The following is a 15,687-nucleotide window of genomic DNA, read 5'->3' as shown; positions in this document are numbered from 1 at the left end:
CGACAGCGCCGGAGGCGAACCGTGAGTCGACCTCGTATTGTGATCGTCGGTGCCGGCTTCGCCGGGTACCGCACGGCCCGGACGCTCTCCAAAAGGGCCCGTGGCCGCGCCGAGATCGTCCTGCTCAACCCGACCGACTACTTCCTGTACCTGCCCCTGCTGCCCCAGGTCGCCGCCGGCGTCCTGGAACCCCGCCGGGTCACCGTCTCCCTCTCCGGCACGCTGCCGCACGTGAAGCTGGTGCTGGGGGAGTCCGACCGCATCGACCTCGACGCGCGGCAGGTCCACTACACCGGACCCGAGGGCGAGGGCGGCACCCTCGACTACGACCGGCTGGTCCTCGCGGCCGGCAGCGTCAACAAGCTGCTGCCGATCCCCGGTGTCGCCGAGCACGCCCACGGCTTCCGCGGCCTGCCCGAGGCGCTGTACCTGCGCGACCACGTGACCCGGCAGGTGGAGCTCGCCGCCGCGGACGACCCCAAGAACTGCGCCGCCCGCTGTACGTTCGTCGTGGTCGGCGCCGGCTACACCGGCACCGAAGTCGCCGCGCACGGGCAGCTCTTCACCGACGCGCAGGTCGCCAGGCATCCGATGCGGACCGGGATGCGCCCGCGCTGGCTGCTCCTGGACATCGCCGACCGGGTCCTGCCCGAACTGGACGAACGCCTCTCCCGCACCGCGGACACCGTGCTGCGGGAACGGGGCGTGGACGTGCGGATGGGTACCTCCGTGAAGGAGGCCACGCACGACGGAGTGCTGCTGACCGACGGGGAGTTCGTCGACACCAAGACCCTGGTGTGGTGCGTGGGCGTGCGCCCCGACCCGCTCGCCGAGTCCCTCGGACTGCCCATGGAACGCGGCCGGCTGCTCGTCGACCCGCACCTTCAGGTGCCGGGCCGGCCCGAGGTGTTCGCCTGCGGGGACGCCGCCGCGGTGCCCGACCTGGAGAAGCCCGGCTCGTTCACCCCGATGACCGCGCAGCACGCCTGGCGGCAGGGCAAGGTGTGCGCGCACAACATCGCCGCGTCGTTCGGCGACGGTGAGCGGCGCGCCTACCGGCACAAGGACATGGGGTTCGTGGTGGACCTGGGCGGCGTCAAGGCCGCCGCCAACCCGCTCGGCGTGAACCTGTCCGGGCCGGCGGCGGGAGCGGTCGCCCGCGGCTACCACCTCGCGGCGATGCCGGGCAACCGGGTGCGCGTCGCCGCCGACTGGCTCCTCGACGCCGTACTGCCGCGTCAGGCCGTCCAGTTGGGGCTCGTACGGTCCTGGTCGGTGCCGCTGGACACGGCGTCACCGGAACTGGCGCGGGTGCCGGGCGAGCCGGGGCGGGGACAGCCGTCCGGAGGCGAGCCCGCGAAGAAGCAGCCCGGTGGTGAGCCCGCGAAGGACCGGCCCGCCGTCACCCCGCCCCCCGATCAGCCGCCGCCCGGTCCCGATGTCGCGCCCGGGCCCGTCAAGCGCACCGACCGCCCCACCGAAGGAGACTCATGAGCACCGGTGAACTCGTCGAGCTCGGGCAGCAGTTGAGGGTGGACAGTGTCCGCGCCGCGGCCGCCGCGGGCTCCGGGCACCCCACGTCGTCGATGTCCGCGGCGGACCTGACGGCCGTGCTGTTCGCCCGCCACCTCCGCTACGACTTCGAGCGTCCCGACCACCCGGGCAACGACCGCTTCATCCTCTCCAAGGGCCATGCCTCGCCCCTGATGTACGCCGTCTACAAGGCGGCCGGCGCCATCGACGACGAGGAACTGCTCACCTTCCGCAAGAACGGCAGCCGCCTCGAAGGGCACCCCACCCCCCGCCGGCTGCCCTGGATCGAGACGGCCACCGGCTCGCTCGGCCAGGGGCTCCCCGTCGGCGTCGGCATCGCGCTGGCCGGGAAGCGGCTCGACCACGCCGGCTACCGGGTGTGGGTGCTGTGCGGCGACAGCGAACTGGCCGAGGGCTCCGTCTGGGAGGCCGCCGAGCACGCCGCGTACGAACACCTGGACAACCTCACGCTGATCGTGGACGTCAACCGGCTCGGGCAGCGCGGCCCCACCCGGCACGGCCACGACCTGGACGTCTACGCCCGCCGCTTCCAGGCCTTCGGCTGGCACACCGTCGAAGTGGACGGCCACGACGTGGACGCCGTCGACCGCGCCTACGGGGAGGCCCTGTCCACCCAGGGCCAGCCCACCGCGATCCTCGCCCGCACCCTCAAGGGCAAGGGCGTCGAGGCGGTCCAGGACCGCGAGGGACTGCACGGCAAGCCGCTGCCCGACGCCGAGGAGGCCATCGCCGAGCTCGGCGGCCCCCGCGACCTGCGCATCCGGGTGGAGGCCCCGTCCGCCGACGGGGCGCCGCCCGCCGGGCACACCGGGCGGCCCGACCTGCCCCGCTGGGACAAGGGCGAGGAGGTGGCCACCCGCAACGCCTTCGGCGAGGCGCTGGCCGCCCTCGGCACCGCGCGCGGCGACGTCGTCGCCCTCGACGGGGAGGTCGGCGACTCCACCCGCGCGGAGGCCTTCGCCAAGGAACACCCCGAGCGCTACTTCGAGTGCTACATCGCCGAGCAGCAGATGGTCGCCGCGGCGGTCGGCATGGCCACGCGCGGCCGGCTGCCGTACGCCGCCACCTTCGCGGCCTTCCTCACCCGCGCCCACGACTTCATCCGCATGGCGTCGGTCAGCGGCTCCGGGATCAACCTCGTCGGCTCGCACGCGGGCGTCGCCATCGGCCAGGACGGCCCCAGCCAGATGGGCCTGGAGGACCTGGCGATGATGCGGGCGGTGCACGGCTCGACCGTGCTGTACCCGTGCGACGCCAACCAGACCGCGCGGCTGGTCGCCGCGATGGCCGGCTTGGACGGCATCCGCTACCTGCGCACCTCGCGTGGCGCGAGCGAGGTGATCTACGGCCCCGACGAGGAGTTCCCCGTCGGCGGCAGCAAGGTCCTGCGCTCCTCCGGCCGCGACCGGCTCACCCTCGTCGCGGCGGGCGTCACCGTGCCCGAGGCGCTGGCCGCCGCGGAGGCCCTGGAGGGAGAGGGCATCGCCGTGCGGGTGATCGACCTGTACTCGGTGAAGCCGGTCGACCGGGAGACGCTGCGCACGGCCGCCGAGGAGACCGGCTGCCTGGTGACGGTGGAGGACCACCACCCGGAGGGCGGCCTCGGGGACGCGGTCGCGGAGGCCTTCGCCGACGGGAGCCCCGTACCGCGCCTGGTGCGCCTTGCCGTGCGCGAGATGCCGGGTTCGGCCTCCCCGGAGGAGCAGCTGCGTGCCGCCGGCATCGACGCGGAGTCGATCGCGGCGGCCGGCCGGCTGCTGGTGGGGGAGGCGATCGTGTCGTGAGCGGCGACGGTGCGCGCACCGTACGGGCCGGCCGTCGCTCGGTGGAGATCCGCAGGCCGGGGAAGGTGCTCTTCCCCGGCGGCGGGAGCACCGGGGAGTACACCAAGGGCGACCTCGTCGACTACCACCGGGCCGTCGCCCCGTTCATGCTGCCGCACCTGCGGGGCCGCCCGCTGATGCTGGACCGGCGCCCGGACGGCATCGACGGCCCCACGTTCATGCAGAAGAACACCCCGGACGGCTACCCGGACTGGATCACCCGCGCCGAGGTCGCCAAGGAGGACGGCACCGTCACGCACACCGTGTGCGACGATACCGCCACCCTCCTCTACCTCGTCGACCAGGCGAGCATCACCCTGCACCGCTGGCTGTCCCGCACCGACCGGACCGACCACCCGGACCGGCTGGTGTTCGACCTGGACCCCTCCGGTGACGACTTCGAGACGGTGCGGGAGGCCGCACGGCTGCTGAGGGAGCTGCTGGACGAGCTGGAACTGCCGTCCGCCCTGATGACCACCGGCTCCCGGGGGCTGCACGTCGTCGTGCCGCTGAGCGGGACCCAGGACTTCGACGACGTACGCGCCTTCGCCCGCGAGGCCGCCGACACCCTCGCCGCCGCCCACCCCGACCGGCTCACCACCGCCGCCCGCAAGAAGGACCGCGGTGACCGGCTCTACCTCGACGTGCAGCGCAACGCCTACGCGCAGACCGCCGTCGCGCCCTACACGGTCCGCGCCCTGCCCGGCGCTCCCGTCGCCGTGCCCGTCTCCTGGGACCAGCTCGGCGACCCGGACCTGCACGCCCGCCGCTGGACCGTCGCCGACGCCGTCGAGCAGGCCCGCACCGACCCCTGGGCCGGCCTGCCGGGCCGGGGCCGCTCCCTCGGACCGGCCCGCCGCCGGCTGGCCGCACTGCGGGACTGAGCGGCGCCGGCCCCCTGCCGACCGGGCGCGAGGCCCGGCCGTGGGGAACGGCTGAGCGCACAGAGGTTTGGCGAACACACTTGCGGCCACACGAAGGGGGAGGTGGCCATGTCGAACACAAAGAACACCGAAGAGTCACAAGATTCACAGGAAACCCGGGACTCGCAAGAATCCCACAAGAAAACGGACAGCACCCGAACCGCCAAACCGCCGAGCCCGATGGAGCTGTTGCGCCGGGCGCGCGGCCAGCTCGCGGAGCTCACGGGGATGGAGGCCGAGTCCGTGTCGTCCTTCGAGCAGACGGAGGAGGGCTGGGCGCTGGAGGTGGAGGTCCTCGAACTCGAGCGGGTGCCCGACACGATGAGCCTGATGGCGAGTTACCAGGTCGAGCTGGACTCCGACGGCGAGCTCACCGGGTACCGGCGCGTCCGCCGCTACGAGCGTGGGCGGGCCGACGCACATCGGCCCGGCGGCCGGTAGGCCGCCCAAGTGGACCCACACCCACAGACAAGGAGGAAAAGTCGGCATGACAGTCGTACCGGCACAGCAGACCGGTGGTGGAGGCGGCAGCAGCGGCCTCTACGACGTGCTTGAACTTGTTCTGGACAGGGGGCTCGTCATCGACGCCTTCGTGCGCGTGTCCCTGGTCGGCATCGAGATTCTCAAGATTGACGTCCGTGTCGTCGTCGCCAGCGTCGACACCTATCTCCGCTTCGCCGAGGCGTGCAACCGCCTCGACCTGGAGGCGGGTCCCCGCAAGAGCCCGGGTCTGCCCGAGATCGTCGGTGAGGTCACCGAGTCCGGCGCCCGCGGCAAGTCGAAGGGAGCGCTGTCCGGCGCAGCCGAGACCATATCCGGTGCCTTCAAGCAGGCGCGTGAGGACGGTTCCGAGCGCGAGACCGAGTCACGGCCGCGGGCCCGCAAGAGCACCTCGGCCCGCCGGAAGGAGGAGCAGGAGTGAGCACGTACGTCTACGGCATCACGGCGGCCTCGCACCCCGGCCTTCCCGAGGGTGTGGACGGTGTCGGCGACCCGCAGCTTCCGGTGCGCGTCCTGCGCGTGGGCGAACTGGCCGCCCTGGTCAGTGACGCCCCCGAGGGCCTGCGTCCCAAGCGCAGGGAGCTGCTCGCCCACCAGAACGTGCTCAGCGAGGCCGGCGCGGCCGGCTGTGTGCTGCCCATGCGCTTCGGCAGCGTCGCCGCGGACGACGACGCCGTCACCGGTGTCCTCGCCGAGCGCGCCGAGCACTACGCGGAGCGGCTGCGGGCCCTGGACGGCCGGGTCGAGTACAACGTCAAGGCCAACCACGTCGAGGACGCCGTCCTGCACCACGTGATGGCCGGCAATCCGGAGATCCGCGCCCTCGCAGAGGCCAACCGGAAGTCCGGCGGCGGCAGTTACGAGCAGAAGATCCAGCTCGGTGAGATGGTCGCCGCCGCCGTCAAGGCCAAGGAGGCCGAGGACGCCGTCGCGCTGGAGCGCGTCCTGGAACCGGTCGCCGACGCGGTGAGCGTGGGCCCCGAGTCCACGGGCTGGCTCGCCAACGTGTCGTACCTGGTGAAGCGGGATGCGGCGGCGGAGTTCCTGGAAGCGGTGGAACAGGCCCGCAAGGACCTGCCCCACCTCGAAGTACGTCTGAACGGCCCCCTGCCGCCGTACAGCTTCGTCGAGCCCGGCCCGGCCGAGCCGGCGGGCACCGCGGCCGGCGGGACGGACACCGGAGCGGGGTGACGACATGGGCCTGATCTCGGAGGTCCTGCTGCTGCCGTTCGCCCCGGTGCGCGGCAGCGGCTGGGCCATCCGGCAGGTGCTGCGGGAGGCGGAGCGCATCTACTACGACCCCGCCACGATACGGGCCGAACTGGCCCGGCTGGAGGAGCGGTTGGAGGCCGGAGAGATCACGGAGGAGGAGTTCGACCGGCAGGAGGACGAACTCCTCGACCGGTTGGAGACAGCGACGCGCACCGGCGCGGGTACAGGGGACGGGACGGCACCACGATGAACCGCATGGGACTGGGCCTCGCGATCGGGGCCGGATATCTCCTCGGACGGACGAAGAAACTGAAGATGGCGGTCGCCGTCGGCGGCCTGGTGGCGGGCAAGAAGCTGAACCTCAGTCCGCGCATGGTCGCGGACCTGGTGTCCCAGCAGCTTCGGGACAACCCGCAGTTCAAGGAGATCGGCGATCAGCTCCGCGGTGAGCTGCGAGGTGTCGGCAAGGCGGCCTCCGGCGCGCTGGTCGAGCGCCAGCTCGACTCCCTCGCCGACCGGCTGCACGGCCGTACCGCCGGCATGCGGGACCGGCTGACGGGCGCAGGCCCGCGGGAGGACGCCGACGCGGAACACGCCGAGGACGAGGAACGCGGGGACGAGGACGCGGCCCGTGAGGACGAGGGCCGCGAGGACGCGCGGGCGGAGGACCGGGAGCAGGAGGACCGGGAGCAGGCTGACGAGCCGGCCTCCGAGCGGCCGGCCAGGAAGGCCCCGGCGAAGAAGGCCGCCCCCGCGAAGAAGGCGGCGGCGAAGAAGACGGCTCCGGCGAAGAAGGCGGCCGCCAAGAAGACCGCGGCCGCGGCCCGCGGCGCCCGCTCCCGCACGGCGAAGGGAGGCGGTGAGCGATGACGGAGACCCTCGGACGGGCCGGCTCCGCCGCACGTGACAGCGCGGACGGGGCGGCGAAGAACCCGCTCGCCGGCGTGGCCCACAGCGAGGCCGCCGACCGGCTCAAGGCCGAGCTGCAGGACTACCTCGCGGCCCAGGCCACCCGGTTGCTGACCGGCCTCGGTCACAAGCTCGGCGAGACCACGAACAAGCTCAACGACATCGCCGAGGGCAACAGCCCGGGCTTCGCCAAGCTCGCCCTCGACGGCGGCCGCAAGCTCGCCGAGGGCAAGAGCCCGCTGCGCAGTGCCGTCGAACTCGGTGCCTCACGGGCCAAGGACAACGTGATGGGCGCGCTCAAGGGCCTGGGCGGCGGCAAGGGCAAGCGCAAGAAGTCCGCCGGCCAGAAGCCCACCGTCATCATGGAGTACATCGACGTCGGGGTCCCGCTGCGCACCGCGTACGACCAGTGGACCCAGTACCAGGACTTCAGCACCTTCGCCAAGGGCGTCAAGAGCGCCAGTAAGTCCGACGACACCACGTCGGACTGGCAGGCGAAGATCTGGTGGTCCAACCGGAGCTGGAAGGCGAAGACCACCGAGCAGGTCCCCGACGACCGCATCGCCTGGTCCTCGGAGGGCGCCAAGGGCACGACGAGGGGCGTCGTCTCCTTCCACCGCCTCGCCGACAACCTCACCCGGGTCCTGCTGGTCATCGAGTACTACCCCTCGGGCCTCTTCGAGAAGACGGGCAACATCTGGCGCGCCCAGGGCCGTCGCGCCCGGCTCGACCTGAAGCACTTCGCCCGCTTCATCACCCTCAAGGGCGAGGCCGAGGACGGCTGGCGGGGCGAGATCCGCGACGGCGAGGTGGTCCGCAGCCACGAGGACGCCCTCGCCGAGGAGGAGGACGAGACCTCCGCCGGCGACCGCGAAGAGGAAGAGGAGTACGAGCCGGAGTCCGAGGACGAGCCCGAGGAGGAGTACGAGCCGGAGTCCGAGGACGAGCCCGAGGACGAGGACGCGTACGAAGACGAAGAAGAGGACGAGGAAGAAGAGGAAGAGGAACCGGAGGAGTCCGAGGAGGACGAGTACCCGGAGGACGAGTACCCGTACGAGGACGAGGTCGAGGACGAGCGGCCCGAGAGCCGGAGCCGCGGATGACGACCCCCAGCCGGCTTCCCGAGCCGTACGGCCAGAGCAGCGGCGCCAATCTCGCCGACATCCTGGAGAGGGTGCTCGACAAGGGCGTCGTGATCGCGGGGGACATCCGCATCAACCTGCTGGACATCGAACTCCTCACCATCAAGCTGCGCCTCGTCGTCGCCTCCGTCGACAAGGCCAAGGAGATGGGGATCGACTGGTGGGAGTCCGACCCGGCGCTCTCCTCACGCGCCCGGCGCGACGAACTGGCCAGGGAGAACGCGGAGCTGCGGGAACGGCTGGCCCGGCTGGAGGAACTGGGGCCGGCGCCCCGCCGCGCACAGGAGGAGGGTCCGTGACCGGACTGCGGTACGTCTACGCGGTCTGCCGTCCCTACGGCACGCCGCTCCAGGCACAGCTGACCGGAGTCGCGGGCGATCCGCCCCGGCTGCTGCCTCACCACGGCCTGGTGGCCGTCGTCAGCCATGTGCCCGAGGCGGACTTCGCGGAGGAACCGCTGCGCGCGCATCTGGAGGACCTCGACTGGCTGACCGCGGTCGCCCGCGCCCACCAGGGCGTGATCGACGCGCTCACCACCGTCACGACCCCGCTGCCGCTGCGGCTCGGCACCGTGTTCCGCGACGACAGCGGCGTACGGACCATGATGGAGGCGCGCGAGGAGAGCTTCCTGCGCACCCTGGACCGGCTGGAGGGCCGGGTCGAGTGGGGCGTCAAGGTCTACGTCGAGCCGGACCGGACACCGGACGCCCCCGCCGCGCCCGCGCCGAAACCGGTGTCCGGCCGTGACTATCTGCGGCAGCGGCGGGAGCGGACGAAATCGCAGGACGATCTGTGGCAGCGCGCCGAGACGTTCGCGACCCGGCTGCACGAGACCCTGTCCGGGGCCGCCGAGGACTGCCGGCTGCACGCACCGCAGAATCCCACGCTCTCCGGCGCCTCCGGGCGCAATGTGCTCAATGCCGCCTATCTTGTCCCCCGGGTGGATTCCGAGGAATTCGTGGAAAAGGTGGAGCGTACGAAGGACGGCGCGCCCGGAATACGTGTCGAACTCACCGGTCCCTGGGCCGCCTATTCGTTCGCCGGTGAGGACATCGCCGAGGAGGAGGGTCCGTGACCGTCGTCGAACGCCGCGAGATAGCCCTGGTGGACCTGCTCGACCGGCTTCTGGCCGGCGGGGTCGTCATCAAGGGGGACATCACGCTGCGCATCGCGGACGTCGACCTGGTCCGTATCGACCTCAACGCGCTCATCAGCTCGGTGAACGCGCGGGTCCCGTCCCCCTTCGAGGAGTCGCAGTGACGGCAGCCCCCGACGACCGGCACGTCGAGCCGCACATCGAACCGCACGGCAGCCGGAGCAGGAGCCTGGACCTGGAGCCGGACACGGTCGAACGCGACCTGATCAAGCTGGTGCTCACCGTCGTGGAACTGCTGCGCCAGCTCATGGAGCGGCAGGCGGTGCGCCGGTTCGACGAGGGGGACCTGACCGAGGAGCAGGAGGAGCGGGTCGGGCTCACCCTGATGCTGCTCGAGGACCGCATGGCGGAGCTGCGGAACCGCTACGGACTGCGGCCCGAGGACCTGAATCTGGACCTCGGGCCGCTCGGACCGCTGCTTCCCCGGGACTGAGCCCGGCACGGCCCCCGGATTGAGTCCGGCACGCCCTCGGGACTGAGCCCGGCACGGGACATCACCGCTACCGAATTGAATTCCGGCACGAAAAAAACCCCGGGACCGAGAAGTCCCGGGGATTTTCCGTCATCTCACCACCGGTACCACCGGCTCCTGCCTCCGCCCGCCGACGTACTGCGCATGAAGAACCCCAGGAGCCACACGACCAGAACCGCCAGGGCGATCCACCAGAGAACCTTTACCGCGAATCCGGCACCGAAAAGGATCAGGGCCAGCAGCAGAACCAGAAGAATGGGAACCATAATGTCTACCTCCTGACATCCTGATGTCCCGGAAAACGCGGTTCAGACATCCTTGCGGCAGAGAATTTCGCCGTGCAGCACGCTGAACCAGCCGTCGTCCCGTTCGCCCCATTCCCGCCACGCCCCGGCCACCTCCCGCAGTTGCTGCCGGGTGGCGTGGCCGCCGTCGACCGCCCGCTCGGCATAGGCCGACGCCACGGTACGGTCCGCCCACAGGCCGCTCCACCAGGCCCGCTCCCCGGGAGTCGAGAAGGTCCAGGTGCCGGAGGTCGCGGTGACGTCCGTGAAGCCGGCGGCGAGCGCCCAGGACTTCAGCCGCCGCCCGGCGTCCGGCTCGCCGCCGTTGGCCCGGGCCACCCGCCGGTAGAGGTCCAGCCAGTCGTCCATGCCCGCCGACAGGGGGTACCAGGTCATCGCCGCGAAGTCCGCGTCCCGGACGGCGACGAACCCGCCCGGCCTGGTCACCCGCCGCATCTCGCGCAGCGCCCCCACCGGATCGCCCACGTGCTGGAGCACCTGGTGGGCGTGGACCACGCAGAACGTGTCGTCCGGGAAGTCCAGCGCGTGCACGTCCCCCACCGCGAAGTCGGTGTTCGTCAGCCCCCGCTCGCCGGCCACCGCCCGGGCCTGCTCCAGGATCCCCGGCTCCCGGTCGAGACCGGTGACGTGCCCGTCGGGAACGAGCCCCGCCAGGTCGGCGGTGATGGTGCCGGGCCCGCACCCGATGTCCAGGATCCGCATGTGGGGCTTGAGCGCCCCGAGGAGATACGCCGCCGAGTTCTCGGCGGTCCGCCAGGTGTGCGACCGCAGCACCGACTCGTGGTGGCCGTGCGTGTAGACGGCGGTCTCCCGCGCTTCCGGCATGACGAACCCACCCCTTCCACTCTCGTAGGAGGACCCTCACGCTACGCCCGCCACCCGCATGGTGAGACCGCTGTTTCACATCATGGACGCCATTCCGCTCGAAACCCGTTTGCCCCCGCACCGGCGACCCCGCACAATCCCCATCATGGGTCATCTGGAAGCCGCGCACCTCGAGTACCACCTCCCCGACGGGAGGGCGCTGCTGGGCGATGTCTCCTTCCGGGTGGGGGAGGGGGCCGTCGTGGCCCTCGTCGGACCCAACGGCGCGGGCAAGACCACCCTGCTGCGCCTCCTCGCCGACGAGTTGAAGCCGCACGGCGGCTCCGTCACCGTCACCGGCGGCCTCGGCGTCATGCGCCAGTTCGTCGGCTCCGTACGGGACGACACGACCGTGCGCGACCTGCTGGTGTCCGTGGCGCAGCCCAGGATCCGCGAGGCCGCGCGCGCCGTCGACGCCGCCGAGCACGCGATCATGACGGTGGACGACGAGGCCGCCCAGATGGCGTACGCGCAGGCCCTCTCCGACTGGGCCGAGGCGCGCGGGTACGAGGCCGAGACGCTGTGGGACATCTGCACCACGGCCGCGCTGGGCGTGCCGTACGAGAAGGCGCAGTGGCGCGAGGTCCGCACCCTCTCCGGGGGCGAACAGAAGCGCCTGGTCCTCGAGGCGCTGCTGCGCGGCACCGACGAGGTGCTGCTGCTCGACGAGCCGGACAACTACCTCGACGTGCCCGGCAAGCGCTGGCTGGAGGAACGGCTCGCGGAGACCCGCAAGACCGTCCTGTTCGTCTCCCACGACCGCGAACTCCTCGCCCGCGCCGCCCAGAAGATCGTCTCCCTGGAGCCGGGGCCCGCGGGCGCCGACGCATGGGTGCACGGCGGCGGCTTCGCCACCTTCCACCAGGCCCGGCAGGAGCGCTTCGCCCGCTTCGAGGAACTGCGCCGCCGCTGGGACGAGAAGCACGCGCAGTTGAAGAAGCTCGTCCTGACGCTGCGCCAGGCCGCCGAGAACAGCCCCGACATGGCGTCCCGCTACCGCGCCGCCCAGACCAGGCTGCGCAAGTTCGAGGAGGCCGGGCCCCCGCCGGAGCCCCCGCGCGAGCAGGACATCAGGATGCGCCTGAAGGGCGGCCGTACCGGTGTCCGCGCCGTCACCTGCGAGGGGCTCGAACTCACCGGCCTGATGAAACCCTTCGACCTGGAGGTCTTCTACGGCGAACGGGTCGCCGTGCTCGGCTCCAACGGCTCCGGCAAGTCGCACTTCCTGCGGCTGCTCGCCGGCGACGACGTGGCCCACACCGGGAACTGGAAACTCGGCGCGCGTGTGCTGCCCGGACACTTCGCGCAGACCCACGCCCACCCCGAACTGCTGGGCCGCACCCTCCTGGACATCCTGTGGACCGAACACTCCCAGGACCGGGGCGCCGCCATGTCACGTCTGCGCCGCTACGAGCTGACCCAGCAGGCCGAGCAGACCTTCGACCGGCTCTCCGGCGGCCAGCAGGCCCGCTTCCAGATCCTGCTCCTGGAACTCCAGGGCGTCACGGCCCTGCTCCTCGACGAGCCGACCGACAACCTCGACCTGGAATCGGCCGAAGCCCTCCAGGAAGGCCTGGAGGGCTTCGAGGGCACGGTTCTCGCCGTCACCCACGACCGCTGGTTCGCCCGCTCCTTCGACCGCTTCCTGGTCTTCGGCAGCGACGGCCGTGTCAGGGAGACCCCCGAACCGGTGTGGGACGAACGCCGGGTGGAACGGGCGCGCTAGAGGAGCTCACTTCCAGCGCAGCAGCGCGCCCAGTCCGCCGACCGGTGCGTCGTCCGGCGCGTCCGGCGCCAGGGACACCGACAGCGCGGGCGCGTCCGTCGCGACCGCCGACCGGATCAGCGCGTCGTCCGCCCGCGCCGACCAGGAGTTCTGCTCACCGAGCACCTTCAGATCCGTACGCCGCACCGCGAGCTGGTCCGGATCCTCACCGATCCACACCTCCCGGTGCGCGTCCGGCCCGTCCGGCCGGATCAGCAGCTCGTCGATCCGGTGCTCGCGCGCGGCCTCGACCAGCGCCGGCACGCCCTCCACCGCGCTCGCGCGGCCCTCGTCGTCGGGGCTCCGGGCGGCGAGGAACCGCTCCAGTTCCGCCGCGGCCCGGTCGTGGACGTGCTCCGCGCGGATCCCCTCCACGTCCTCGTCCAGCAGCCTGCTGCCGGCCCCGCGCGAGGCCTCGGCCACCAGGTCGTGCAGCCGCTGCGGCAGCCGCTCGTGCACGGAGCGCCGCTCACGGTCGTCACCGACCAGGATCAGCAGATCGGCGCCGGTCTCCTCGTGGCAGACGGCGAGCGCGTCGGCGATCTCCGCGGCGTTGTGCTCCCAGGTGTTCTCCACCCGTAGCTGGAAGTGGCGCTCCGACCAGTCGACGGAACCGGTCCGGTGCAGCGGCCACTGCCGCCCGGTGACACCGCCGGCGTCGTCCCGGCCGAGCGCGCTGCGCAGTTCGAAGTCCGCGCCCTTGCGGTCGACGTACGCGACGACGCACACCGGGTCCTCGCCGGCCAGCTCCAGCAGCGGCGCGACCCGGGGCAGCGGCGCCCACTGGGCCCAGTCGCGCTGCGGGGACCGGGCCAGCGGCGGATCGAGCACCACCTCGCCGTCCCGGGCGAACAGCGCGCGGCCGTGCGGTTCGGAGGAGTGCCGCAGATCCTCCAGCGCGTGGCGCACCGCCTGGCAGGTCGCCTCGTCCGCGCCCTGGTCCGCCAGCTCCCGGGCCATCGCCTGCGCCGTCAGATGCCGTTCCTGAGGGGTGTGCTCCGTGTGCCGGGAGGTGTCGACGTAGACGGAGGCCCAAGGGCCGGGACGTTCGTAGAGTGGATGCAGGAAAGCGAGTTCCATGGCTCCCTCCCGGTTGCCGTTCGGGGTAGTGCCTGTACCGGCCGGGCGGGTACCCGGACCGTATGGACACACACGACGAGCGGGGCACCACGATGACCGGAGTCGAGCCGGACCGCCTGGACGACCAGCAGCTCATGAAGGAGCTGGAGACCATCCACCGCACGCGCCACGACACACTGCTGTACGGCTCCAACGACGCGCTGCGCGCCCACAACGAGCGGATGGCGCAACTGGAGGGCGAGTACCTGCGCCGCAATCCGCGCCGCCCGGTGGCCGCGGGCCGCACCCGCGAAGGTGCCCGGGAGCGGAGTGCCGCGGACACCACGACACCCACGACCCCGGGCACCTGATCCCGGGCCCTGGACCCGTATGTCCCGGACCTCGGGACCTTACGGGGCCTGCTCGGCCTCTTATGAGGCCTGCTCGGCCTCGAACACCTCGAGGTACGTCTCGCAGAAGGCCTTCAGATCGTCCGGCTTGCGGCTGGTGATCAGTTTGTTCGGCCCGTGGTCGCAGACCTTCACCTGCTCGTCGACCCAGGTGGCGCCGGCGTTGCGCAGGTCGGTCCGCAGGCTGGGCCAGCTGGTCAGCACCCGGCCCCGGACGACGTCGGCCTCGACGAGGGTCCAGGGGGCGTGACAGATCGCGGCGACCGGCCGGCCCTGTTCGAAGAAGTCCCGCACGAAGGCGACGGCCTTGTCGTCCATGCGCAGGAAGTCCGGGTTGGCGACCCCGCCCGGCAGCACGAGACCACCGAAGGAGTCCGCCGACGTCTCGCCGACGACCTCCTGCACGGGGAAGGTGTCCGCCTTGTCGAGATGGTGGAACGCCTGGATCTTCCCCGGGCCCGTCGACACGAGCACGGCTTCGTGACCGGCGTCCACGGCCGCCTGCCACGGCTCGGTCAGCTCCACCTGCTCGACACCCTCGGGTGCGGTCAGGAATGCGATTCGCATGATGGCACTACGTCCCTTCGTTCCGCTCGTTCAGCTCTTCCCGTCCGGTTCCGCGCGGCTGATGTCGGCCAGCGCCGAGCCGGGCTCCCGCGCCTCGGCCAGATCGCCGAGACTCACCAGGCCGACCGGCAGACCGCCCTCGACCACCGGGATCCGGCGTATCGCGTGCTCCCGCATCAGGGCGACGGCCGAGGACACCGGATCGTCCGGGGCGAGCGTCAACGGGTCCGGTGTGCACACCGACCCCGCGCTCGTCCCGAGCGGGTCCGCGCCCCGGGCGACCGCGCGGACGGTGATGTCGCGGTCGGTGAGCACGCCGACGACCCGCTGCCCGTCCGCCACCACCACGTCGCCGATGTTCTGGGTGCGCATCAGCTGCGCCGCCTCGACGATCGAGGCGTCCGGGCGTACGGCGACCACGCCCGGAGTCATGACGTCCTTGACGAACTCGGCCATGACCGAAGCCCTCCCTGTCGATCCCGGCCGCCGGGGCACCGCGAACCGGCCGCGGTGCCCCGGACGGGCCGGTTACGCGGTCTCCGTCTCCCGGGACCGGGTCAGCGCCTCGGCCAGCTCCTGGACGCTGTTGTAGCGGGCCTTGTGCGGCAGCCGCTCCAACGCCTCGATGAGGGTGTCGGGCGCGTACCGCCGGTCCAGGGCGCGCATCAGCTCACGCGGGCCCGCGGGGAACGCCCCGCGGCCCAGGATCCTGGCCAGTTCCAGCCGCACCGACTCCAGTGACGTCGGGCCGCGGCCCGGCGTCACCGGGCCGTACGTGACCTCGGGGTCGTCGTCGGCGAACGGCTCCGGGTCGTGCCACTCCTCGGTACGGGTGGGGTGCCCGGACCGCAGCAGACCCTGCAGTTCGTGCTTCATCTCGTCGTCGCGGTGGACGCTGAGCCGGTCGCTGCCTCGCTGCATGTCTCCCTCCAGATCCTTCGGGGTGCGCACCGCGTACCCGGGGAGCGGAGGGCGACACAGGAGTTCGGGTGCCGGATCGTCACGGGCCGGGGTTTGGCCGCCGG

General features: G+C 72.0%; 21 protein-coding genes. 15 read left to right on the top strand and 6 right to left on the bottom strand.

Translation table 11 applies throughout. The annotated features are described in order from the left end of the window. Window positions 1-21 precede the first annotated feature (21 nt). From IH50_RS0101605 to IH50_RS0101545, 13 genes are all read left to right on the top strand, one after another. Entirely contained in the window at window positions 22-1,494 is a 1,473-nt protein-coding gene (locus IH50_RS0101605; RefSeq protein ID WP_030856385.1) for an NAD(P)/FAD-dependent oxidoreductase, read from the top strand. After that, on the top strand, window positions 1,491-3,338 hold the full coding sequence (locus IH50_RS0101600) for a transketolase (RefSeq protein WP_030856383.1): 1,848 nt from the start codon (window positions 1,491-1,493) through the stop codon (window positions 3,336-3,338). Before IH50_RS0101605 ends, IH50_RS0101600 begins: the two co-directional genes overlap by 4 nt. Further along, complete coding sequence (gene ligD, locus IH50_RS0101595; RefSeq protein WP_030856382.1) at window positions 3,335-4,261, top strand: non-homologous end-joining DNA ligase; 927 nt, start codon at window positions 3,335-3,337, stop codon at window positions 4,259-4,261. Before IH50_RS0101600 ends, ligD begins: the two co-directional genes overlap by 4 nt. Before the next feature lie 108 nt (window positions 4,262-4,369). After that, window positions 4,370-4,741 carry a gas vesicle protein gene (locus IH50_RS0101590; protein ID WP_078913813.1) on the top strand — a complete coding sequence of 124 codons (372 nt, stop codon included), beginning with the start codon at window positions 4,370-4,372 and terminating at the stop codon, window positions 4,739-4,741. A 46-nt stretch (window positions 4,742-4,787) separates the two neighbouring features. Next, window positions 4,788-5,222: a gas vesicle structural protein GvpA gene (locus IH50_RS0101585; RefSeq protein WP_030856379.1), complete on the top strand. Its 435-nt coding sequence runs from the start codon at window positions 4,788-4,790 to the stop codon at window positions 5,220-5,222. Then, on the top strand, window positions 5,219-5,992 hold the full coding sequence (locus IH50_RS0101580; RefSeq protein WP_030856378.1) for a GvpL/GvpF family gas vesicle protein: 774 nt from the start codon (window positions 5,219-5,221) through the stop codon (window positions 5,990-5,992). Before IH50_RS0101585 ends, IH50_RS0101580 begins: the two co-directional genes overlap by 4 nt. Window positions 5,993-5,996: 4 nt before the next feature. Next, complete coding sequence (locus tag IH50_RS0101575; protein ID WP_030856376.1) at window positions 5,997-6,263, top strand: gas vesicle protein GvpG; 267 nt, start codon at window positions 5,997-5,999, stop codon at window positions 6,261-6,263. Beyond that, window positions 6,260-6,883 (top strand): hypothetical protein, encoded by a 624-nt coding sequence (locus IH50_RS41505; RefSeq protein ID WP_030856375.1) that lies wholly within the window; start codon window positions 6,260-6,262, stop codon window positions 6,881-6,883. Before IH50_RS0101575 ends, IH50_RS41505 begins: the two co-directional genes overlap by 4 nt. After that, window positions 6,880-8,025 (top strand): SRPBCC family protein, encoded by a 1,146-nt coding sequence (locus IH50_RS0101565; RefSeq protein WP_030856374.1) that lies wholly within the window; start codon window positions 6,880-6,882, stop codon window positions 8,023-8,025. The genes IH50_RS41505 and IH50_RS0101565 overlap by 4 nt, the downstream gene beginning before the upstream one ends. Further along, window positions 8,022-8,363, top strand: a complete 342-nt coding sequence (locus tag IH50_RS0101560) for a gas vesicle protein (protein WP_030856372.1) — start codon at window positions 8,022-8,024, stop codon at window positions 8,361-8,363. The genes IH50_RS0101565 and IH50_RS0101560 overlap by 4 nt, the downstream gene beginning before the upstream one ends. Continuing rightward, window positions 8,360-9,139: a GvpL/GvpF family gas vesicle protein gene (locus IH50_RS0101555; protein WP_030856370.1), complete on the top strand. Its 780-nt coding sequence runs from the start codon at window positions 8,360-8,362 to the stop codon at window positions 9,137-9,139. The genes IH50_RS0101560 and IH50_RS0101555 overlap by 4 nt, the downstream gene beginning before the upstream one ends. Beyond that, on the top strand, window positions 9,136-9,324 hold the full coding sequence (locus IH50_RS0101550) for a gas vesicle protein (RefSeq protein ID WP_030856368.1): 189 nt from the start codon (window positions 9,136-9,138) through the stop codon (window positions 9,322-9,324). Before IH50_RS0101555 ends, IH50_RS0101550 begins: the two co-directional genes overlap by 4 nt. Beyond that, window positions 9,321-9,653, top strand: a complete 333-nt coding sequence (locus IH50_RS0101545) for a gas vesicle protein K (protein ID WP_391794207.1) — start codon at window positions 9,321-9,323, stop codon at window positions 9,651-9,653. Before IH50_RS0101550 ends, IH50_RS0101545 begins: the two co-directional genes overlap by 4 nt. 134 nt (window positions 9,654-9,787) lie before the next feature. On the opposite strand, the gene IH50_RS0101540 is transcribed toward IH50_RS0101545, so the two are convergent. After that, window positions 9,788-9,958, bottom strand: a complete 171-nt coding sequence (locus IH50_RS0101540; RefSeq protein WP_030856366.1) for a hypothetical protein — start codon at window positions 9,956-9,958, stop codon at window positions 9,788-9,790. 42 nt (window positions 9,959-10,000) lie between these two features. Continuing rightward, entirely contained in the window at window positions 10,001-10,822 is an 822-nt protein-coding gene (locus IH50_RS0101535) for a methyltransferase domain-containing protein (protein WP_030856365.1), read from the bottom strand. 145 nt (window positions 10,823-10,967) lie between these two features. Here IH50_RS0101535 and IH50_RS0101530 point away from each other — a divergent pair, with 145 nt between their 5' ends. Continuing rightward, a complete protein-coding gene (locus tag IH50_RS0101530; RefSeq protein WP_030856363.1) occupies window positions 10,968-12,587 on the top strand; it encodes an ABC-F family ATP-binding cassette domain-containing protein in 1,620 nt (539 codons plus the stop codon). Window positions 12,588-12,593: 6 nt separating this feature from the next. Here the strand turns inward: IH50_RS0101530 and IH50_RS0101525 are convergent, their stop codons facing one another. Further along, window positions 12,594-13,706, bottom strand: coding sequence for a Vms1/Ankzf1 family peptidyl-tRNA hydrolase (locus tag IH50_RS0101525; protein ID WP_030856361.1), 1,113 nt, complete (start codon window positions 13,704-13,706; stop codon window positions 12,594-12,596). Window positions 13,707-13,768: 62 nt separating this feature from the next. On the opposite strand from IH50_RS0101525, the gene IH50_RS0101520 reads away from it, so the two are divergent. After that, window positions 13,769-14,056: a DUF6158 family protein gene (locus tag IH50_RS0101520; protein ID WP_030856360.1), complete on the top strand. Its 288-nt coding sequence runs from the start codon at window positions 13,769-13,771 to the stop codon at window positions 14,054-14,056. Between the two features lie 60 nt (window positions 14,057-14,116). Here IH50_RS0101520 and IH50_RS0101515 read toward each other — a convergent pair whose 3' ends face one another. From IH50_RS0101515 to IH50_RS0101505, 3 genes are all read right to left on the bottom strand, one after another. Continuing rightward, the gene (locus IH50_RS0101515) at window positions 14,117-14,662 is read right to left on the bottom strand and encodes a type 1 glutamine amidotransferase domain-containing protein (protein WP_030856359.1); all 546 of its coding nucleotides are present in this window, start codon (window positions 14,660-14,662) and stop codon (window positions 14,117-14,119) included. Window positions 14,663-14,692: 30 nt separating this feature from the next. Next, complete coding sequence (locus tag IH50_RS0101510; protein WP_030856357.1) at window positions 14,693-15,118, bottom strand: CBS domain-containing protein; 426 nt, start codon at window positions 15,116-15,118, stop codon at window positions 14,693-14,695. 72 nt (window positions 15,119-15,190) lie between these two features. Continuing rightward, the gene (locus tag IH50_RS0101505; protein WP_030856355.1) at window positions 15,191-15,583 is read right to left on the bottom strand and encodes a DUF2795 domain-containing protein; all 393 of its coding nucleotides are present in this window, start codon (window positions 15,581-15,583) and stop codon (window positions 15,191-15,193) included. Between the last annotated feature and the right edge of the window lie 104 nt (window positions 15,584-15,687).

Source organism: Streptomyces sp. NRRL S-37, assembly GCF_000721605.1.
Lineage (GTDB): Bacteria > Actinomycetota > Actinomycetes > Streptomycetales > Streptomycetaceae > Streptomyces.
Note: the sequence above shows the minus strand (reverse complement) of the source record. Positions and strands in the feature narration are given on the sequence as shown.